The sequence below is a fragment of the Flavobacterium sp. N2270 genome, from assembly GCF_025947225.1.
Lineage (GTDB): Bacteria > Bacteroidota > Bacteroidia > Flavobacteriales > Flavobacteriaceae > Flavobacterium.
This window is the reverse complement of the sequence record NZ_CP110005.1, coordinates 490,024-510,682: the sequence shown is the minus strand read 5'-3', so window position 1 is coordinate 510,682 and position 20,659 is coordinate 490,024. Positions and strand designations below refer to the sequence as shown.

The window sequence follows — 20,659 nt, the reverse complement described above, 5'->3', positions numbered from 1 at the left end:
GGTCAGGATTTTTTTATCTATGATACTGTTAACTTTAATTGCTTCTGTTTTAATTGCTTCTGTGTCTATTTATCAATTTAGAAATGAAGCAAGAGAGTACCATCAAGATCGATTAGAACGAAAAGAAAATTCAATTGTTGAACATATAAACTATATTCTTCAAACTACAACTTATCCATTAACAACAAAAAATGTCCCTTTAATTTTTAAGGAACGTATTCATGAATTATCTAATATTCATAGTTTAGAAATTAACATGTACGATTTAGAAGGAAATAGTTTAATTACTTCTAAAGCTTTGTTTGAGTTAGATACTTTACAGCCAAAAATAAAGCCATCAACATTAAAAATTTTAAAATCCACTATTGAAAAAAGATATGTTGAATTTGATATGATTAACGGACAACAGTATAGGTCTTCATATAGTTATATAAAAGATAATAAGTTTAAACCACTTTTTATTTTATACTTACCTTATGAAGAAGATACTGATTTTTATAAAAATGAATTAAGAAATTTTCTTATTCGTTTTGGGCAAGTATATTCTATTATGTTTATTATTGCAATTGTACTTTCCTACTTTCTTTCGAGTTATATTACAAAATCACTAAAAATCATTACCGATAAAATTCAAGAGACAAATTTAAACCATCAAAATAAAAAAATTGAACTTCAAGAAGGAAGTCAGGAGATAAATTTACTTGTAGAATCATATAACAATATGGTTGATAAGCTTGAAGAAAGCGCTGTTAAATTAGCACAAAGTGAACGTGAACAAGCATGGAGAGAAATGGCGAAACAAGTTGCGCATGAAATTAAAAATCCATTAACCCCAATGCGTTTAACCGTTCAAAATTTTCAAAGAAGGTTTGATGAAAATGATCCTAATGTTAAACTAAAATTAGAAGATTATTCTAAAACGTTAATACAGCAAATTGATACTATGAGTGCTGTTGCAAATGCTTTTTCAAATTTTGCTTCAATGCCTGCACAACAAAACGAAACATTAAATGTTGTAACAATTGTAAAACTATCATTAGAAATTTTTAATGAAAATTACATTCAGTTTTCAGCTTTAAATGAAGAAATTATAGCACGATTTGATCGTACTCAGTTAATTAGAGTTATTACTAATTTAGTAAAAAATGCCATTCAATCAATACCAGATGAACAAGAAAATAAATCAGTGTTTGTAACTGTTTTTGAAGAAAATAATAACGTAATTATTTCTGTAAAAGATAACGGAATTGGAGTTTCTAAAGACAATCAAAGTCGAATTTTTGAACCAAAATTCACTACAAAATCTAGCGGAATGGGATTAGGTTTGGCAATTATAAAAAACATTATCGAAAACTATAACGGAACAATAACCTTTAATAGCGAACTAGGAATAGGAACAGAGTTTATCGTTTCCTTTCCAATTACTAAATAAAATACAATTATAAATTTCAAGATTTTAACTATGGAAAATATTTTAATAGAAAAACAAGACAACATTGCAATAGTGACAATTAATCGTCCTACGAAGTTAAACGCTTTAAACAAAGCTACAATTCAAGAATTGCATGAAGGGTTTAAAACGTTAAACGAAGATAAATCTGTAAAAGTAATTATTATTACAGGGAGCGGTGAGAAAGCATTTGTAGCTGGAGCTGATATTTCTGAATTTGCTGATTTTTCAGTAGAAAATGGGGGTAAATTAGCTGCAGAAGGTCATGCTTTATTATTTGACTACGTTCAAAATTTAAATAAACCGGTTATTGCTGCTGTAAATGGATTTGCACTTGGTGGAGGATTAGAGTTAGCCATGTCTTGTCATTTTAGAACAGCATCTAATAATGCAAAAATGGGATTGCCAGAAGTAACTCTTGGTGTAATTCCAGGTTATGGAGGAACACAACGTTTAGCTCAATTAGTAGGTAAAGGACGTGCCATGGAAATGATTATGACAGCAGGAATGGTTGATGCTGCTACTGCATTAAGCTATGGATTAGTTAACCATGTTGTATCTCAAGAAGAATTGTTAGATTTTACAAAAGGTATTGCTTCTAAAATTGTAAGAAATTCAAGTGTTGCAATTAGCAAAGCTATTGAAGCCGTAAATGCTAATTATATAGACGGAATTAATGGTTTTGAAGTTGAAATTAAAAACTTTGGTGCTTGTTTTGGTACTGAAGATTTTAAAGAAGGAACAACAGCATTTTTAGAAAAAAGAAAAGCAGTTTTTCCAGGTAAGTAATATATTTAAATTAACAATCGTTATTCTTGCAATAGCGATTGTTTTCTTTTTACCTTTTTATTGGTATTATAAATATCAAGGGCAAGGAATTGCTATGTATTTGGTTTTGATTGTATTTACGTCGCCTTTTATAAAACACACCTTTAAAGACTTTATTTATTTTAAGAAAAATGAAATTTCAAATGCATTTTTAAACTTAAATACGTTATTTGCTTTTTTGTTTATTTTAAATGTAATTGCTTTTGTTTATTTCGGATTAAAGACGCTAATTAACATTTGGATATTAATGGGTTTTTATATTTTAAACTATTGCCCCATAATTATTAATCGCATAAAAAAACAAAAATCTAATATTGCTGAGGTTTTATTTACTTTAATAATAAGCACTTTTTTGATTGTTAATTTTCAGTTTTCAACTAATTCTAGAGTTGAGAAGTATAGTTTTCATAATAGATATCAAAAGTCTAAAAATGGAACTTATAAAACGACATTAATTATTTTAGAAGATAATAAATATGAAGAATATATAGGGATTAGAACTTTTTTAGACCTTTCTGAAATTAAGGGTTATCATATAACCTACACAATTAAAGAAGGTTTTTTTGGACTGTCTGTTGTGGATAGTTATAAATTCAATTAGTAACTATTTTTCGCCTTCCCATTCTGCATAAAATTGAGACAAGAAGTTTTCCATGTAAATATGGCGTTCTTGAGCTATTTTTTTACCACTTTCAGTATTCATCTTGTCTTTTAGAAGTAATAATTTTTCATAAAAATGATTAATTGTAGGCGCTTCACTGTTTTTGTATTCTTCTTTAGACATGTTAAATTTAGGAGCAATATTTGGGTCGTAAATTGATCTGTTTTTAAAGCCGCCATAATTAAATGTTCTAGCAATACCTATTGCGCCAAGAGCGTCAAGTCTATCAGCATCTTGAACAATTTCTAATTCTTTAGAGGTAAATTTCTTTTCGAAATTGCCGCCTTTAAATGAAATGTTTTCAATAATCTTAATTACATGAGTACTGATTTCTTCAGAAATATTTTCTTTTTCTAAAAATTCACGAGCTATTTTAGGACCAACTGTTTCATCTCCATTATGAAATTTACTATCCGCAATATCATGAAGTAATGCGCCAAGTTTTACAACTTCTAGGTTGCAACTATCTTCGGTTTGTGCTATTAATAGGGCATTTTTATAAACACGTTCTATATGAAACCAATCATGTCCGCCTTCTGCATTTTCTAATTGTTTTTTTACGAAAATAATTGTGTTGTCGATTGTTTTACTCATATGTTTAATTAAAAAAATGTTGATTCTTAAAGTCTTTATTAAGAATCAACATTCAAAATAGGAAATATTTTTATTACATTTTAGCAGGCTCTACCCATTTAAAAATATGTTGATGTTCGGGCGTAATTAAACGATCTGAAATTCTTGCCATTCTTGCAGGAAGCTTCATTAAATAATCTCTTGCTTTTTCGGCTTCATCTGTAAGGTTGCCAATTTTTTCAATTTCCCACTTATCAATAAGCTTCTGCATAATTTCAATATAGTCATTTGCAGTGTAAACACCTATGCGTTGTGCTGAATTTGAAAACTCTTCAAATGCGGTTCCTATTTTTTGTCCCGATTCTCGAATTAATTGCGCTGGCATATTGATTTTGTTTTTCATCATGTATTGAAAAGACAACATCATTTCACTTGGGTCAACTTCAAAAATTTTCTTTACAAAATGACTGTAAGCATGATGATGACGCATTTCGTCTCCAGCAATTAAACGACACATTTTAGATAATTTATTATCTCCATATTTCTTAGCCATTTGTGCTACGCGGTTATGCGAAACATAGGTTGCTAATTCTTGAAAACTTGTAAACACAAAGTTTTTATAAGGATCACGTCCAGTTCCTGGGTCAAAACCATCGTTTATTAGATGTTGTGTAGTTATTTCTACTTCTCTCATGTTAACTCTTCCAGAAAGGTATAAGTATTTATTTAACACATCTCCATGTCGATTTTCTTCACCTGTCCATTGGCGTAACCATTTTGCCCAACCATTATCTCCGCCTTCGCCTTTTTGTTTTACACCTTCAACATCCATTAACCAAGTTTCATAGGTTGGTAAAGCTTCTTCGGTAATTGTATCACCTACTAAAGTTACCCAAAAATCATAAGGTAAATCTTTTGCAATTTCTCTTAATTCTTTTACTTCTTCAATGAAATTTTCTCCCTCAGAATTAGGTAAAAGATCTGTTGGTTGCCAAATTTTTTCAACCGGAATTAAGAATTCCTCTACGAAGCTGTCAATTTTCTTTTCCAGAAATTGCATTACTTCTAAACGTACGTTTTGTATTGACATTATATTGTTTTTATATATTTAATAATTGTGTTTTCTGTTTTTTCAAAAATTTCTTCAAAAGAATAATCAGATACTTTTAACGGATCATGTATTTTGAATGAAATTTTACTACCTAGGCCTTTTGGGAACTTTCCATATTGATCCATTTTCCATGAATTATTTATCGTTATTGGTACAAAATAGGCGTCTGGTGCAAATTTATAAAGCATCTTTAATCCATTTATAGAAAAAGGTTTCGGAATACCATTTTTACTTCTTGTTCCTTCCGGAAAGATGACAATAGAATAGTTGTTTTTGTTTATATATTCGGCAGTTTTTTTTATTTCTGCTAATGCTTGTTTTGCATCTTTTCTATCAATTAATGCAGAGCCACCATTTCTTAAATTATAAGAAACGCTTGGAATTCCTTTACCCAGTTCTTTTTTACTAATAAATTTAGGGTGCCAAGCTCGCATGAACCAAATTATTGCTGGAATATCATGTAAACTTTGATGGTTGGATACTATTACTAAAGGAACGTTTTTTGGTAATTTTTCTATTCCTTCAAAATAATATGTTGTTCCTAATATATGAGAAGTTCTTAGCAAAAATAAATTCATTATTGCAACACTTCGTTTATGTGCATTATATCCAAAGATATTGTAACAAATCCATTGTATAGGATGAAATAGTATCAACCAGAACATAAACAATGCTGCATACACTATCGATAATGGGTAAGATATTATTTTTTGCATGGGTTAAGTCTAATTAATGTACAAAGGTAAATCATAAAACAAAAAAAACCATCAATTTTGATGGTTTTTATAATATGCTTGCATAGTATTAGCAGTACTCGTTATAGGCATCTTTAAGGTTTTCTGCAATTAATTCTGCAGGTCGGCCTTCAATATGATGGCGCTCTAACATGTGTACCAATTCTCCGTTTTTAAACAAAGCCATACATGGCGATGATGGAGGAAAAGGGAACATGTGCTCTCTAGCTTTATCAACCGCTTCTTTGTCTACTCCTGCAAAAACGGTTACTGTTTGCGTAGGTTTTTTAGCATTGTCTAAACTCATTTTTGCTCCTGGACGTGCATTTCTTGCAGCACAACCGCAAACCGAGTTGATTACTACTAATGTTGTTCCTTCTTTTGCAAGTACGTTGTCAACATCTGCGGCACTATATAATTCTTGAAAACCAGCGTCTGTTAATTCCGCTTTCATTGGTTTTACCATCTCTTCTGGATACATAATTGTAGGTTTTATAATTCGATTTACAAAGTTACAATTATTTTTAGTTTTGAAAATCCTTCAATTCATAAAGATTTGTTATTGTTTACTTATAACAGGTTATACCTAACCCCAATAAACCCTCTAATCCCTTGGTTAGGCCCATACACGTAACCAGGATCAAAAGTTAATGCGTATGGATTATCGGGAGTAGCAACGGCATTTCCGTTAGTATCAAAAACTACATTCTCATCAAATGGATCATTTGCACGCGCAATAATAAATGGGTTTCCTTTGTTTGGTGTCCAATTTAAGAGGTTTTTCAAGCCTCCATAAAGTTCAAAATTATTGAATTTTTTATAAGTGAATTGTATGTTTTGAATGCTCCAAATAGGTGAGTACTCTTTTCTTGGGTCAAGATCTCCAAGAAGCGGTAATCGCATTGGTCCATATAAGTTTCCAGTATAATCAATTGATAAGTTCCATTTTGGAATATCATAAGTAACTCCCCAAGTTGCGCTGTACTTTTCTGTTAAAATAGGCGTGCTTGTTACTCCATCTCTTCTGTTTTTTGAGTCTAAAACGGTAAAACCGAACATAGTTTTTAACCCGAAAGGGAAAATCAGGTCAATATTACCTGTAACCCCCATCGTTTTTGAATATCCATTTAAGTTAGAGTAAATGATTTTATTTGGGTCGGTGTCATAATCGGGTAAAATTTGATTGGTAAAATACGTATACCAACTTGAAAATTCCATTACTGCATGTACTCCGTTTTTTAAATTGATTCTTTTAAGGTAATTTATATTAATGTTATATGATTTTTCAGGTTTTAAATCTTCCGTAATCTCAACATCTCTAGAGCCTGTTAAAGCTGCATGTTCTTCGGTAAACAAGTTCACAACTCTAAAACCTGTTCCAGAATTAATTCTAAAAACCGATTTTTCATTTGGTTTCCATTTGTAAGCAATTCTGGGTGTAAAAATGGAACCATGAATATTATTATAATCATATCTAGAACCTAATAAAATGCTGTGTTTTTCAGCTAATTTAATTTCGTCTTGTATAAATAGACTACTAATTTTTGTTTTTTCTGAAGTCTCTGTAGCGGTTGTATTGTCGTTATAATATTGATACCTGAAAGCAGTTCCTAGTAAAAAATCATGATTTTTTACTTTTTTATCCCATGTTATTTGGCCATAAGCAATTTCTTGTTGTGCTAAAAACAGAGTGTTTCCGTAAACCGAATTTTGATCATGATTAGTATAGGAAAAAGAAGCAAAGATGTTTTCTGAAACAGGTAATTGGTATTTTCCTAATAGTTCATAACGTGTTGTATAAATACTTTCGCCATATACTTCACTTCCGCCACGGTAACTTTTATTCCATTGCATTTCTCCGCCCCAACGGTCTTCGTAAAAAAACCTTCCAACAACACTAAATTCTTTTTTACTTTTTCTTTCGAAATCAAACTTATTAAAAACAGAAATTCTGTCTTGTAATGTTACATCGGTAAAATTGTCGTTATTATTGTCAATTGGATTCGAATAGTTGAAATAATTGATACCTAAAAGTGAATTTACATTTTCACCAATTTTGTATTTCGCACCTAAATCGATGTTATTTTCTAACCATGATGTAGTGAAATAATCACCGTAAAATAGTGGAGCTGTTGTGGGCGTTTTGGTAATAATGTTAATTAATCCGCCAACGGCTTCACTTCCGTATAAAGAAGAAGCCGGACCTTTTACAATTTCAATTCTATCAATTAAAGAATTTGGAATTCCAGACAATCCATAAACAGTTGAAAGGCCACTTACAATAGGCATTCCGTCAATAGTAACCATTGTGTAAGGCCCTTCTAGTCCGTTAATGTGAATGTCTCCCGTATTACAAATATTGCAATTTAATTGCGGACGAACGCCATTTACATTTTGAAGCGCTTCAAAAACATTAGGTGTTGGATTTTTTTTTAAAAAAGTAGCAGTATATATTTCAACAGGAACTGGAGTTTCTAATCGAGAAACTGCTTTTAAAGTTCCAGTAACAACAACTTCATTCAGTAAATTATTTTCTGTTAATGTAACATTTAAGAATATTTCTTTTTCATTATTAATTGTGATTTTTCTCCTTTCCGATTTAAAACCAACAAATGAATAACTAATCGTGTAAACTCCGTTTGGAATATCTTTTATAATGTAATTTCCTTGTAAATCAGATTCAGTACCTTTTTTTAATTCCGAAATATAGACAGAAACAAAGGCTAGTGATTCATTTTTGTTAGAAATATTTCCTTTAATTGTTGTTTGAGAAAAAGATAGTGAACTTATGAATAGTAATATTGGAAAAATATTTTTCATTTAAATTTAAATAAAATTTTAGACAAACCTAAAAAAAATATTGTAGTTTGCAAAAATATTTTGTTTATATTTGTTAAAAATAAAGTGAAATGACTATTTCAGAAGAAAACTATTTAAAAGTAATTTACCATTTATCCTTAGTGTCTCCAAAAGGAGTAAATACAAATGCAATTGCGGGAATGCTTGACACAAAAGCATCTTCTGTAACCGATATGTTGAAGAAATTAGCGGATAAAGATTTAGTTGCTTATAAAAAATATCAAGGCGCTTCTTTAACTGAAAATGGAACATTGACAGCAAAAATGATTGTAAGGAAACACCGTTTATGGGAAGTTTTTTTAGTAGATAAATTAAACTTTTCTTGGGATGAAGTACATGAAATTGCGGAAGAATTAGAACATATCAAATCGGAAAAATTGATAAATAAATTAGACACTTTTTTAAACTTTCCTGCTTTTGACCCGCATGGTGACCCAATTCCAAATGCTAATGGAGAAATAAAAAAACTAGATAAACAGCTGCTTTCAGATGTTGAATTAAATGTTTCTTATAAATGCGTAGGAGTGAAAGATTCATCACCAGAGTTTTTACAATATTTAGACAAACAACAAATTGCTTTAGGTTCAACTTTTAAAGTTCTAGAAAGAGAAAGTTTCGACGACACTTTACTTGTTGAAATAAATAATATTACAATTACAATTTCAAATAAAATAGCTAGTAATTTATACGTACAATAATTATGTTTCAAGATATATTAACTTATTTAGAAAGTATCGATCCTGTTTTAGCTGCTTTTTATGCTACCATGTTCACTTGGTTTGTAACTGCTTTGGGCGCTTCATTTGTGTTCTTTTTTAAGGGAATGAACCGAACGTTCTTTGACGGAATGCTTGGTTTTACTGGAGGAGTCATGGTTGCTGCTAGTTTTTGGAGTTTGTTAGCGCCTTCTATTGAAATGAGTGAAGGTGAAGGGTTTATAAAAGTAATTCCGGCTGCTGTTGGATTTGCTTTGGGAGCATTATTTATTTTTATGTTAGATAAAACTTTACCACATTTACATATTAATTTTAAAGAAACAGAAGGGATAAAATCGCCTTGGCAACGAACTACATTGTTAACTTTAGCTATTACATTACATAATATTCCTGAAGGTTTAGCAGTAGGAGTTTTATTTGGGGGAGTAGCAGCTGGTATTCCAGAAGCTTCAATTGCTGGAGCAGTTACTTTAGCAATTGGAATTGGAATTCAAAATTTCCCTGAAGGAATTGCGGTTTCAATGCCATTACGAAGAATGGGTATGAGCAGAAGAAAAAGTTTTATGTACGGACAATCTTCTGCCTTAGTGGAGCCTATTGCTGGAGTTTTAGGAGCTGTAGCAGTAACTTTTTTTACACCAATATTACCTTATGCTTTAGCATTTGCTGCTGGTGCAATGATATTTGTAGTCGTAGAAGAGGTTATTCCTGAAACGCAACAAGCTAATAATACTGATATTGCTACTTTAGGATTTATAGGTGGATTTATTGTAATGATGACTTTAGATGTTGCACTTGGTTAATTGTTTTTTACTAACTTGGTAGAATGAAAAAAATAATTGGTTTTTTAATTGTTGTAGTTTTATTTGGTTGTGCATCTAAAAAAGACGAATCAACCACACATTTAACTTTACAGAAGAATATATTAAGCGAAGAATTTTCTTTTAAAATAAAAGAAATTGTTTCCGATTCTCGTTGTCCCGAAGGCATGAACTGTGTTTGGGCAGGAGAAGTTGAGCTTATACTCTCGATATATAAAGACAATGTTTTCTATAAAGATGAAACACTAACAATAAATTTTAAAAATTTCCCTGAAAACAAGTGGATTTTAGAAAGATATACTTCTTCTAAAACTATTAAAACTATCGAGGTTCTTCCTCAAAAAAAACAAGGCGTTGAAATTAAGTTAGAAGATTATTTGTTGAAAATTGAATTTGAATAAAAAGTAATTTAATGAGTAGTTTAAAAACTTTATTATTTATATCAATTGCTTTTTTAAGCTGTGAAAAAAGAATCCAAAATAAGTTCAAATACATAGAAGTTATTGATATTAAAAAAAGTGATTCTGTTTTAATAGTAGTAAAAGATAGTTTAACAATTAATTCTTTTGAAAAAGAATACATAACTCAGTTAAGAAAGAGTATTTAAAAAACCCATCAGTTGATGAATTTTATCTTAAATGTTATTCAAGAGATTCTATTGAAACTTATTTTATAGAAAATAATCTTATTTCTGACAAAAATGGAATATATATTTCGAACAAAAACTTCATTCAATTATTAAACATAAATAATTAATATTTTGTTTTAATGACAAGCACAATCATCGCCACAAGGTTTTGATTTCTTTGGTCTTTTTTTCCAAAAAAACTTCTTAATTAAAAAACCTACAGCTATTGCTAATGTAATGTAAACTAATATTTCTTGCATAATTTCTTATTTTAAAACCTGATAAGCTATTAATGAAACTAAATAGGCTAACCCACTCATGAATACCAATTGAATTATGGGCCATTTCCAAGAATTAGTTTCCTTTTTTACGATTGCCAAAGTACTTACGCATTGCATGGCAAAGGCATAAAATAACAATAAAGAAACTCCAGTAGCAAAATTAAAAATTTTATCTCCAGTTACAGGATGTACTTCAGCGGCCATTTTATTTTTAATAGTTGTTTCTTCTTCGCTATGGTTACCTACACTATAAATTGTTGCTAATGTTCCTACAAATACTTCTCTTGCTGCAAAAGAACTTAAAACGGCAATTCCTATTTTCCAATCGTATCCTAAAGGTCTTATTGCAGGTTCTATCGTTTTTCCTAAAATACCTATGTATGAGTTTTCAAGCTTATAAGCATTTACTTCATTTTCTAATTCTTCTGTACTAATTGTTTTGTTTTTATTTGATTTTAAAACTATTGCCTCTGCATTGTCAAAACCTTTACTAGGTCCATGAGAACCTAAAAACCATAATACAACAGATATTGCTAATATTATCTTTCCTGCACCAGCAACAAAAGCTTTTGTTTTTTCTAAAACATTAATTCCAACATTTTTAAACATAGGAATTTTATAACTCGGCATTTCAACAACAAAATACGTTTTACATTTAAGTTTTAACACTTTGTTTAATAAATAAGCAGAGAAAATTGCAGACCCAAAACCTAATAAGTATAAAAACATTAGTGTTAAGCCTTGTAAACTTAAAAATCCAAATATTCTTTTTTCAGGAATAATTAATGAAATTAAAATGGCGTAAACAGGCAAACGTGCAGAACAAGTTGTAAACGGAGTTACTAAAATTGTAATTAATCGTTCTTTCCAGTTTTCAATATTTCTTGCACTCATAATGGCAGGAATTGCACAAGCTGTTCCTGAAATTAGAGGTACAATACTTTTTCCTGAAAGTCCAAATTTTTGCATAATTTTATCCATTAAGAATACTACACGACTCATATAACCACTTTCTTCTAAAACGGAAATAAATAAGAATAAAAAGGCAATTTGAGGAATGAAAATTACAATTCCACCTATACCAGGGATAATTCCTTCGCTTATTAAATTCGTAAATTCTCCAGCTGGTAAATTTGTCTTGGCAAACGAACTTAAATTAGCAAATGTTTCATCTATAAAATCCATTGGAATACTACTCCAATCAAATAAGGATTGAAAAATAACCATTAAAATTCCAAAGAAAATTAAGTAGCCATAGATTTTATGTGTTAAAACTCTGTCTAATTTACTCTGAAAATCAGAAGCTTTTGATTTATCTATAGTTTGACCAATTTTTAAAGTGTCATTTATAAATTGGTATCTTTTAATTGTTTCTTTTTGTTGTAAGCGTTTTAAATCGGCATGTGATTTTGTAAATGAACTTTTAATTTCATTTCGTTCTAAGTTTAAGAAATTTACATCTTGGGTAATTACTAGCCAAAGCTTATAAAGTAATTGATTTGGAAATGCTTTTCTTAATTTATCAAAATAATCTGGGTCAATGCTTGAAGCATTTAAGCATGGCTCTATAGATAGATTTTTATAATCTAAAATTAAGTTTTTAAGGTTGTCAATTCCAATTTTTTTTCTTGAACTTACTAATGCTATTTTGGTTTTTAATTCTTTTTCAAGATAGGGAATGTCAAGTTCAATTCCTTTTAAAGTCATTCTATCACTCATATTGATTACGAGAATAGTTGGAATTTCTAAATCTTTAATTTGGGTAAATAATAGTAAATTTCGTTTTAGGTTTTCAACTTCAGTAACTACAACTGCTACATCTGGAAAATCAATATCATTCTTGTTTAGAAGTAATTCAATAACTACATTTTCATCAATTGAATTCGCATTTAAACTGTACGTTCCTGGAAGGTCAATGATTTTTGCCTTTGAACTTGCAAAAAGTTTACAAATTCCTTCTTTTTTTTCTACAGTTATTCCGGGATAGTTTCCAACTTGTTGGTTAAGTCCTGTTAATTGGTTAAAAACAGAAGTTTTACCCACATTAGGATTTCCAATTAAAGCTACTTTTATAGTGGTATTGTGCATTAAATTAAATCTGTATTTCTAAACGAATTGTGACTTCTGCAGCAGTTTCTTTTCTTATGGCTACATGAGAATCATTGATGTTAAAATATAATGGATCTCCAAAAGGAGCTATTTGCAATAATTGAATATTGTTTCCAGGTAAGCAACCCATTTCAAGTAACTTCAACGGAATTTCTTCAATATTTACATCGAGAATTATTGCTTTTTCGCCAATTTTTAAATCTGAAAGTAAAACAGCCACTCTTATTTAGATTGAATTAAAATACAAATGTAGCTATTATTTAGAAAATCAAAATGATAATTATCATAAATTAATTTTACTCTTGCGAAAGATAGTTGATGTCTTCTAAAAGTTTTTTAACTTCTTCTAGGTTAGTTCCGTCATAAAAACCTCTAATTCTCCTTTTTTGATCAACTAAAATAAAGTTTTCGGTATGAACCATATCATACATGTCTTCTGGTTTTCCAGTTTTTACTGCTAAATATGATTTTCTGGCAATGTAATAAATGTCTTTTTTATTTCCGGTGACCAAGTTCCATTTTGAGTCGTCAACACCTTTTTCCAACGCATATTTTTTCAATACAGGAACACTATCAATATCTGGAGTTACCGAATAAGAAAGTAACATTACTTTTGGGTTGTTTTTAATTTGTTCTTGTAGCCAAACCATATTATCTGTCATTTTAGGACAAATTGTAGGGCAAGTAGTAAAAAAGAAATCAGCTACATAAATCTTTCCTTCATAATCTTTTTGAGTAATGATTTTTCCGTTTTGATTAGTAAATGCAAAATCGGCAATAGTATGATTGTATCCAATGTGTTGAACGGTTGTGTCAACTAATTCAGTATTTACATCTCTAGGCGAAAAGATTTTAAGTGTTTTTTGAGGCTTTAATAAAGAATAAATGGCAATAAAAATAATTATTGATATAGATATAAATGTGAGAATGAATATTTTATATTTTTTAAATAGCATCGTTTTTTTTGCAAAAATAGAGAAAATCTATATTTATCGTAAATAACTTTCTATATTTGTGATGTTTACCTACTAAAAACTACTAAAAACATGAAAAAATTTTACGTATTATTAATTTTGCTAACTTCCTGTTTAGGATATTCGCAATTTAATGAATTCGCCCCTTGGAGCGTTAATTCGCAAAGTTCAAGACAAAACGAATTGTCAATTGACGAATTAAAGAATGAGTTTGATCAATATTGGCTATCTCACGACAAAAATGTTAAAGGCTCAGGTTACAAACCTTTTATGCGTTGGGAATACCATTGGCGTAACAAAGTTAACGATCAAGGGCATTTAATTACTCCGCAAGAAATGTGGGACGCTTGGAGTCAAAAACAACAAGCAAGACAAGCTAGAAGTACGATTTCTTTACCGCCAAGTAATTGGCAACCAGTTGGTCCATTTACACATACTAATACTGGTTCTTGGTCTTCTGGACAAGGTAGGGTTAATTTTGTTTATGAAGATCCAAATACTTCAACTACTTTATATATAGGAACCCCAGCAGGAGGAATTTGGAAATCTATTGACTCTGGAGTAAATTGGGTTCCATTGTCAGATGAGTTACCTCAAATAGGTGTTTCTGGAATTGCTGTAGATCATACTGATTCAAATGTTATTTATATTGCTACTGGAGATAAAGATGCTGGAGATACTTATTCAATAGGTGTTCTTAAATCTACTGACGGCGGTGCTACTTGGAATACTACAGGTTTAACTTTTACAAATACATCAACAAGAGCGGGTGATATTATAATGCATCCAACAAATAATCAAATATTATTATGTGCAACAAGTGTTGGACTTTATAAAACTTCAAACGGTGGTACAACATGGTCTGTTGTACAAACAGGGAGCTTTGCTCAAGGTTCAGTTAGGTTTAAGCCAAATGATCCTACAACGGTATATGCAACAGGAAGAACAACAATTTCAAGTGTTACAACTTATAGATTTTATCGTTCTATTGACACTGCATCTTCTTTCTTGAATATCTCGAGTAATTTACCTACTACTTCAGGAAGGTTAATTTTAGATGTTACACCAGCTAATAATAATTATGTGTACATCTTAAGTGCTACAACAGGTAATGCTTATCAAGGAATTTATAGATCTATTGATGAAGGAGCAACTTGGACAAAAAGATCATCATTTGAAAGTTCAGCTACAAATGATGTTTTTGAATCTACTCAAGCATGGTATGATCTTGCATTTGCTGTTTCAGATACTAATGCGGATGAGATATATACAGGGTGTTTAAATGTTTGGAAATCTACAAATGGGGGAACATCTGTAAGTAAGATAAATAATTGGAGTTCGCCTACAGCAGCTTCATATACACACGCAGATATTCACTTTTTGCGTTTTTATAATGGGAAACTTTTTTGTGGAAGTGACGGTGGAGTATATCGATCTATTAATGGTGGAACAAACTTTACTGATTTAACAGCTACTGCTCAAATAAGTCAATTTTATAAAATTGCTGTTGCAAAACAAACATCAGCAAATATTGTAGGTGGTTTACAAGATAATGGTGGTCATGCATATAGTGGAGGAGCTTGGAAAAATTATTACGGAGCAGACGGAATGGATGCTGCAATTGATCCAACCAATCAAAATTTATACTACGGTTTTATTCAAAACGGTAGTAGTATGTATATAAGTAACACTGCTGGTAATGGAATTACTGGTTCTGTTGGTTCGCCTGGTGGAGCAAGTGGTAACTGGGTAACACCATTAATGCCAAATTCTCAAGGAGAGTTGTTTTCTGGTTTTGGAAATTTATTTAAACTAAGTGGAGGAGCTTGGGTTCAGCAAAATACAGGAAGTATTGGAAGTGGAAACTTAGAGTTAATACATGTAGACCCATCAAATGATGATATTATGTATGTTGCAAATGGTACAGGTTTATATAAAAGTACAAATCATGGAGTTAACTTTAGTTTAGCTTATTCTGCTCCTGCTAATATTACTTCTATTGAAGTACATTCTACTGACAGCAACATTGTTTATATTACTACTTCTGGTACTTCAGGACAAGTTTATAAATCAACTAATGGAGGAGCTTCTTTTACGTCATTTAATACAGGAATGCCAAGTATTGGTAAAAATATAATAGTTCATCAAGGTAGAAACACAACGAATCCACTTTACGTGGGGACTAGTTTAGGAGTGTATTATAGAGATGATTCTATGTCTTCATGGGCGCCTTTTGATACTAATTTACCAAATGTTTCTGTTTCAGATCTTGAAATTAACTTAGAAGATTCTAAATTAATTGCAGGAACATACGGTAGAGGTGTTTGGCAAACCGATATTCCTGTTGAAGTTCCAACTAATGATGTTAAATTAGTTCAAATACAAAACCCTACTTTAGATATTAATTGTGGTAATGTTTCCCCTATAGTTGAAGTTAAAAATAATGGTACAAATTCAATTTCTTCTGTAACAGTTAATTATACTGTAGATGGAACTCCATATAATTATGTTTGGAATGGAACTTTAGCTTCTAGTGCAACTACAACAATTGCTTTACCAGCACTAGTTTTAGCAAGAGGAGTTCATAGTTTGAACGTTACTACAACAATTACTAATGATGCTTACCCAGATAATAACAATGGACTTACTCCATTTTATATTAATGATGCGGGAACAGTTGGAGTAGTAAATAACTTTACAAATACATCAGATGAATTAATTGCTTATAATGAAGGCGCTTCTGGCTCAGCTTGGGAAAGAGGAATAAGAACTACTGGAACTATGAACTCAGGTGGTAACACTGTGTATACGTCTAATTTAACAACTGCAAATTATCCTGATTTAACGAAATCATATTTAGTTTCACAATGTTATAATTTATCAAGTGTTTCAAACCCGCAGATAAGTTTTGCAATGAAGTTTGACTTAGAGCAAAATTGGGATATTGTTTATGTTGAGTATTCAACAGATTTTGGAGCAAACTGGGCTGTTTTAGGTACTATGGATACAAACTGGTATAATAGCGACAGAACACAAGCAACAGCAGGTAATGATTGTTATAATTGCCCTGGAGCTCAATGGACAGGAACAGATTTAACGTTGAAAACATATTCATACCCATTAACTTCTTTAGGGGCTCCTTCTAATGTAATTTTTAGAATTGTATTTCATTCTGATGAAGCAGAAAACCAAAAAGGAGTTAACATTGATGATTTCCTTATTAGCGGTGTTTTAGCTAGTGAAAGTTTTGAATTAAATAATATTACTGTTTATCCAAATCCTTCTAATGGTTTAGTAACCATTTCTTATGGTAATTTTGAACCTACACAAATTGAAGTTTATGATATTTCTGGAAAATTAATTTTAACAAAAGAAAATTTAAATGTTTCAGAAACTAGTTTAGACTTATCAAGTGCTTCACAAGGTATTTACTTCATTAAAATATCTTCAAACAATCAAAATATTGTAAAAAGAATAATTAAAAAATAACCTTTTAATAGAATAAAAAAGCCCATGAAGTTTATCATGGGCTTTTTGTTTTAAAGAATTAACTTTAAAATATTAATACACTCTGATTTAAAAAAACCACCATTAAATTTTAAAGGTGGTTTTTTTTTATTTTAAAGTATTTACTCTTTCTTAGTTTTTAATAAATTGCTTAGTAGATTTTTTGTTGTCATCGCTTTCTATAGTAATGAAGTAATTACCACTTGCTAAATTTGAGACATTTAGAGTAATTGAATTGTTGTTTATTAAGTTGATGTTAACTCTATTAGATAAAACTCTACCAGTTATATCATATAAAGATATTTTAGCGTTTTGTAGAGACGTTCCGCTACTAATATTTAATAAGTCATTAGTTGGATTAGGGTAGAAAACTAAATTTTCAAAACTATTATCTTCAATAGATAAAGGGTTTATAGTTCCTTCAATAACAAAGTTATCTATTAAAGCTCCTTCTTCAGCATACGCATCATCAGCATGATAAGTAAATCTAAAAACAATATTTGTTTCAGCTGATCCTGTGCTGTCAAAAGCACTTAATGAATGGCTGTAATTATGCATTGTTCCTACAGTTCCACCATCAGTATGTGTTGTCGCATCTGTAGCTTCTCCTGTCCATTGTGCTCCAATACAATTAAAACAATCAGTTCCGTTTGGTAATCTTGAACTATTGTACCAATTTATATCTGAAGAAGTTCCTAAGTTTGTCCAAATGTTGCCTCCGTCTGTTGAATATTCTAAGTATAATAAATCCCAATCTTGTTCAATATCAAAAGCTAAATCAAACTTTACAAAAGTGTTTTCAAGAGAAGATAAATCATAACATTGAGATATCAAATAAAATTTAGCAGCATCGCCATGGATTCCATCTAAATTCGTTCCATAAACTTTAGAGCCTCCAGTAACTGTACTCGTAAGTGTTCTACCAAAACTTGGGGCATAAGCATCTCCTCTTTCCCAAGTTGCCCCACTTCCGCTATCATAAGCAATTAAATTGTCAGTAGCATTTGTGAATGTGTTGATTACATTTTCTATACCTGAGTCATTTACATTTACGAAAAATGAAACAGGTACAGTTACTGGGTTTGTTCCTGTTATTGTAATTTCGTGAGTCCCTCTGGTTAATGTTCCATATGTAAATGGGACACCAGTTGTTGCTGAACATGAATTTATTGTTCCGTTCCAGCTACCTGAATTTGAAACACCTCCATCAATAGTATAATTGTAATCAAATTGAGATATTGCACTTGTATTTAAGTTGGATAGTGTTAATAAAACAATATCAGAACCACATGAGTTTAATGAAACATCTGCGTTTATATATGCTAAAGGCATATCAAAAGCTTCTGTTCCGTCTAATCTTGAACCTGAAGTTCCTTGGATAGCAGAAGCGCCAAGGCCTCTTCTTGCAAAAACTTCCCAAATTAAACATTGATTATCACCTCCAGTCGAGGCAATATCTGCTGCTAGTAAAGCATTTCTTGAGTCAACAAAACCAGATCCACAAGGTTGTAGTTTTAATCCGTCTAAAACCAATTGCATCACTTTATTATTACCTCCAGTTCCATTGTATAAGTCTGGGTCAAACCCATATTTGTCTATATAAGCCCATGTTAAGTCCCAAAGCATAGCGCACCAAACTGATCCAACTCCGTGAGGAACTGCCTCTGTCTTAATGTCGTCATAAGTATGAGGGTTGATTGCCATATTTGTTGAGTATCTATAAGTTCTAATTCCTGCGCCAGTAGTAGGTTGATTTCTTGCATAAGTTCCTATTCCTCTTCCATCAGTAGCTAAATCCCCTGGTTCGATGGTGGTCATTAAGGCAAACCAATCAGACCAACCTTCACCTTGTTGTTCGTTCCCTGAAAGACAACTACTGTTGTTTGGTCCTCCGGCTAATCTTGTTGAAATTCCATGGCCATATTCATGAGCAATAATTCCATTGTCTAAATCGCCATCTTTATCTGGGTTAGGAGTTGTCCAAAGATACATTTGCATTCTTCCGTTTCCTCCGTCAGTTGGGGTGCTAAAGTTTGCGTTATTTGAACCACTACCATCTTGGGCTTCAGCTTTAACGTAATCACCACCAATTCCACCATTCCCATAGTTGTTTTGTTGAAAGTTACCTGCTGCTTCATCAAACCCATATGCATACCAAATATCATGCATCATGTTAGTCATATAGAATAAGTTGGTTGTGTTAGAGTCTAAATTTTGTGCAGCTGCTATGTTTGTACTTGGAGCTAAAGCTAAATTTGAAGTAAAATCAAAAGATAACGCAGTACCGCCATTAGGTTCGTTGCCTGGGCTACTGTTTGTATTTGCGATGTCATTATAAGCGTGTGCATTGTTCCCGCGAGTTATAGTATAATCTGCCCCAGGAATTCCATCTACATCATGCCAACCATAAGGAGAGGCTGTTAGGTTTTCTGGATCTATAACTAATGTTCTGCCAGCATGATTTGGGCTTTCTGCTGGGAGTGCATAAACTCTATATTCGGCACCTCCTACTAATGCAGAAGATGTTTTTTTGAAAAATGAAGTTGCGAATTCTTGATTATTAGATTTATCATGACTGTGTTCTCCGGTAATTGAACATGGAATGCCAAAATCACAACTGATGACCATATCTGTAAACTCTATAATATTTCCAGAAATTGCATCAACTCTTGCATTCCAATTATGCTTTCCGTCAATTGTATAAAGACTAACGTCCCAAGATAACTTTAATTCTTGTTGATCTACATATGTGAAAACAAGTTTTACGGGAATGTTTTCTAAAAACGCATTTGCTTTATCAAAAACATAATTGTTTTTCGTAGAACTAATAAGTTTTATTTCATTAGGTAATTCTAATTTAAAATGTGTAGCAACATTTCGAATAGCTTGTTCTTTACTAACTGTAGGGGTAACAGTGTTGATTTTTTCAGCTATATTTTTCACAAATGAATTCCCAACATAAAAAATTTCATCATTTTTTATTGCAATACTAGAAATTGCGTTAAAAATTTTAATTCCTTCAAATTGTTGCCCGACATAAATATGAGTAATTTGAGTTTTTTTTGTAAGGTATTCACTATCAACATATAAGTTTTTAAGGTCTACTTCTGACAAATCATATTTTGATAATGATAAATGTTTTTTGATTTTGTCTCCATATTTTGTTGATTTTAAATCGTCTTGTGAGTATCCATTGATTATATTAAATAAAAAAAAGAACCCAATAATTAGAGGTAAGTAGTTTTTTTTTGCCATTTTGTTAATTGATTAGTAGGAAATTCATGCAATATATGAAAATATTTTATTTTTTATAATTCAAACAAATGTTAAAATGGTATTCAAACAATTATCTTGATAGAATTTCTCATTTCAAAAACTTATATTTGTTTTGAGAACTTTCAAAAACT

18 protein-coding genes are annotated in these 20,659 nt (G+C 31.0%); 8 read left to right on the top strand and 10 right to left on the bottom strand.

What is annotated here, in order from left to right; translation table 11 throughout:
• Window positions 1-19 precede the first annotated feature (19 nt).
• From OLM55_RS02465 to OLM55_RS02455, 3 genes are all read left to right on the top strand, one after another.
• Window positions 20-1,432 carry a sensor histidine kinase gene (locus OLM55_RS02465; RefSeq protein ID WP_264559837.1) on the top strand — a complete coding sequence of 471 codons (1,413 nt, stop codon included), beginning with the start codon at window positions 20-22 and terminating at the stop codon, window positions 1,430-1,432.
• A 30-nt stretch (window positions 1,433-1,462) separates the two neighbouring features.
• Complete coding sequence (locus tag OLM55_RS02460; protein ID WP_264559836.1) at window positions 1,463-2,239, top strand: enoyl-CoA hydratase/isomerase family protein; 777 nt, start codon at window positions 1,463-1,465, stop codon at window positions 2,237-2,239.
• A 391-nt stretch (window positions 2,240-2,630) separates the two neighbouring features.
• Window positions 2,631-2,879, top strand: a complete 249-nt coding sequence (locus tag OLM55_RS02455) for a hypothetical protein (RefSeq protein ID WP_264559835.1) — start codon at window positions 2,631-2,633, stop codon at window positions 2,877-2,879.
• Window positions 2,880-2,882: 3 nt separating this feature from the next.
• Here the strand turns inward: OLM55_RS02455 and OLM55_RS02450 are convergent, their stop codons facing one another.
• The 5 genes from OLM55_RS02450 to OLM55_RS02430 all read right to left on the bottom strand — a co-directional run bounded on the left by OLM55_RS02450 (window position 2,883) and on the right by OLM55_RS02430 (window position 8,177).
• A complete protein-coding gene (locus tag OLM55_RS02450) occupies window positions 2,883-3,533 on the bottom strand; it encodes an HD domain-containing protein (protein WP_264559834.1) in 651 nt (216 codons plus the stop codon).
• A gap of 73 nt (window positions 3,534-3,606) precedes the next feature.
• Window positions 3,607-4,602: an acyl-ACP desaturase gene (locus tag OLM55_RS02445; RefSeq protein WP_264559833.1), complete on the bottom strand. Its 996-nt coding sequence runs from the start codon at window positions 4,600-4,602 to the stop codon at window positions 3,607-3,609.
• Window positions 4,602-5,339: a lysophospholipid acyltransferase family protein gene (locus OLM55_RS02440; protein WP_264559832.1), complete on the bottom strand. Its 738-nt coding sequence runs from the start codon at window positions 5,337-5,339 to the stop codon at window positions 4,602-4,604. The genes OLM55_RS02445 and OLM55_RS02440 overlap by 1 nt, the downstream gene beginning before the upstream one ends.
• Before the next feature lie 88 nt (window positions 5,340-5,427).
• The gene (locus OLM55_RS02435; protein WP_264559831.1) at window positions 5,428-5,838 is read right to left on the bottom strand and encodes a BrxA/BrxB family bacilliredoxin; all 411 of its coding nucleotides are present in this window, start codon (window positions 5,836-5,838) and stop codon (window positions 5,428-5,430) included.
• 89 nt (window positions 5,839-5,927) lie between these two features.
• Window positions 5,928-8,177, bottom strand: coding sequence for a TonB-dependent receptor (locus tag OLM55_RS02430; RefSeq protein ID WP_264559830.1), 2,250 nt, complete (start codon window positions 8,175-8,177; stop codon window positions 5,928-5,930).
• A gap of 89 nt (window positions 8,178-8,266) precedes the next feature.
• Here OLM55_RS02430 and OLM55_RS02425 point away from each other — a divergent pair, with 89 nt between their 5' ends.
• Genes OLM55_RS02425 through OLM55_RS02410 form a run of 4 tightly spaced genes read left to right on the top strand, consistent with a single transcriptional unit; the run spans window position 8,267 to window position 10,360 of the window.
• On the top strand, window positions 8,267-8,914 hold the full coding sequence (locus OLM55_RS02425) for a metal-dependent transcriptional regulator (protein ID WP_264559829.1): 648 nt from the start codon (window positions 8,267-8,269) through the stop codon (window positions 8,912-8,914).
• 2 nt (window positions 8,915-8,916) lie between these two features.
• Window positions 8,917-9,735: a ZIP family metal transporter gene (locus OLM55_RS02420; RefSeq protein WP_264559828.1), complete on the top strand. Its 819-nt coding sequence runs from the start codon at window positions 8,917-8,919 to the stop codon at window positions 9,733-9,735.
• Window positions 9,736-9,758: 23 nt separating this feature from the next.
• Window positions 9,759-10,154 carry a hypothetical protein gene (locus OLM55_RS02415; protein WP_264559827.1) on the top strand — a complete coding sequence of 132 codons (396 nt, stop codon included), beginning with the start codon at window positions 9,759-9,761 and terminating at the stop codon, window positions 10,152-10,154.
• An 11-nt stretch (window positions 10,155-10,165) separates the two neighbouring features.
• Window positions 10,166-10,360, top strand: coding sequence for a hypothetical protein (locus OLM55_RS02410; protein ID WP_264559826.1), 195 nt, complete (start codon window positions 10,166-10,168; stop codon window positions 10,358-10,360).
• A 158-nt stretch (window positions 10,361-10,518) separates the two neighbouring features.
• Here OLM55_RS02410 and OLM55_RS02405 read toward each other — a convergent pair whose 3' ends face one another.
• From OLM55_RS02405 to OLM55_RS02390, 4 genes are all read right to left on the bottom strand, one after another.
• Complete coding sequence (locus OLM55_RS02405) at window positions 10,519-10,641, bottom strand: FeoB-associated Cys-rich membrane protein (protein WP_264559825.1); 123 nt, start codon at window positions 10,639-10,641, stop codon at window positions 10,519-10,521.
• 6 nt (window positions 10,642-10,647) lie between these two features.
• Window positions 10,648-12,750 (bottom strand): ferrous iron transport protein B, encoded by a 2,103-nt coding sequence (feoB, locus tag OLM55_RS02400; protein ID WP_264559824.1) that lies wholly within the window; start codon window positions 12,748-12,750, stop codon window positions 10,648-10,650.
• A gap of 4 nt (window positions 12,751-12,754) precedes the next feature.
• Window positions 12,755-12,991 (bottom strand): FeoA family protein, encoded by a 237-nt coding sequence (locus OLM55_RS02395; protein WP_264559823.1) that lies wholly within the window; start codon window positions 12,989-12,991, stop codon window positions 12,755-12,757.
• A gap of 76 nt (window positions 12,992-13,067) precedes the next feature.
• Window positions 13,068-13,727 (bottom strand): SCO family protein, encoded by a 660-nt coding sequence (locus OLM55_RS02390; RefSeq protein ID WP_264559822.1) that lies wholly within the window; start codon window positions 13,725-13,727, stop codon window positions 13,068-13,070.
• Window positions 13,728-13,817: 90 nt separating this feature from the next.
• Here OLM55_RS02390 and OLM55_RS02385 point away from each other — a divergent pair, with 90 nt between their 5' ends.
• Complete coding sequence (locus OLM55_RS02385; protein ID WP_264559821.1) at window positions 13,818-17,234, top strand: T9SS type A sorting domain-containing protein; 3,417 nt, start codon at window positions 13,818-13,820, stop codon at window positions 17,232-17,234.
• Window positions 17,235-17,384: 150 nt separating this feature from the next.
• Here the strand turns inward: OLM55_RS02385 and OLM55_RS02380 are convergent, their stop codons facing one another.
• Window positions 17,385-20,507 (bottom strand): M36 family metallopeptidase, encoded by a 3,123-nt coding sequence (locus OLM55_RS02380; RefSeq protein WP_264559820.1) that lies wholly within the window; start codon window positions 20,505-20,507, stop codon window positions 17,385-17,387.
• Window positions 20,508-20,659: the final 152 nt, after the last annotated feature.

Coding starts and splice junctions, on each gene's coding strand:
- OLM55_RS02465 (WP_264559837.1), top strand. CDS start 20: ATGATACTGTTAACTTTAATTGCTTCTGTTTTAATTGCTTCTGTGTCT.
- feoB (WP_264559824.1), bottom strand. CDS start 12,750: ATGCACAATACCACTATAAAAGTAGCTTTAATTGGAAATCCTAATGTG.
- OLM55_RS02385 (WP_264559821.1), top strand. CDS start 13,818: ATGAAAAAATTTTACGTATTATTAATTTTGCTAACTTCCTGTTTAGGA.
- OLM55_RS02430 (WP_264559830.1), bottom strand. CDS start 8,177: ATGAAAAATATTTTTCCAATATTACTATTCATAAGTTCACTATCTTTT.
- OLM55_RS02445 (WP_264559833.1), bottom strand. CDS start 4,602: ATGTCAATACAAAACGTACGTTTAGAAGTAATGCAATTTCTGGAAAAG.
- OLM55_RS02460 (WP_264559836.1), top strand. CDS start 1,463: ATGGAAAATATTTTAATAGAAAAACAAGACAACATTGCAATAGTGACA.
- OLM55_RS02405 (WP_264559825.1), bottom strand. CDS start 10,641: ATGCAAGAAATATTAGTTTACATTACATTAGCAATAGCTGTAGGTTTT.
- OLM55_RS02425 (WP_264559829.1), top strand. CDS start 8,267: ATGACTATTTCAGAAGAAAACTATTTAAAAGTAATTTACCATTTATCC.
- OLM55_RS02390 (WP_264559822.1), bottom strand. CDS start 13,727: ATGCTATTTAAAAAATATAAAATATTCATTCTCACATTTATATCTATA.
- OLM55_RS02450 (WP_264559834.1), bottom strand. CDS start 3,533: ATGAGTAAAACAATCGACAACACAATTATTTTCGTAAAAAAACAATTA.
- OLM55_RS02440 (WP_264559832.1), bottom strand. CDS start 5,339: ATGCAAAAAATAATATCTTACCCATTATCGATAGTGTATGCAGCATTG.
- OLM55_RS02410 (WP_264559826.1), top strand. CDS start 10,166: ATGAGTAGTTTAAAAACTTTATTATTTATATCAATTGCTTTTTTAAGC.
- OLM55_RS02415 (WP_264559827.1), top strand. CDS start 9,759: ATGAAAAAAATAATTGGTTTTTTAATTGTTGTAGTTTTATTTGGTTGT.
- OLM55_RS02435 (WP_264559831.1), bottom strand. CDS start 5,838: ATGTATCCAGAAGAGATGGTAAAACCAATGAAAGCGGAATTAACAGAC.
- OLM55_RS02380 (WP_264559820.1), bottom strand. CDS start 20,507: ATGGCAAAAAAAAACTACTTACCTCTAATTATTGGGTTCTTTTTTTTA.
- OLM55_RS02420 (WP_264559828.1), top strand. CDS start 8,917: ATGTTTCAAGATATATTAACTTATTTAGAAAGTATCGATCCTGTTTTA.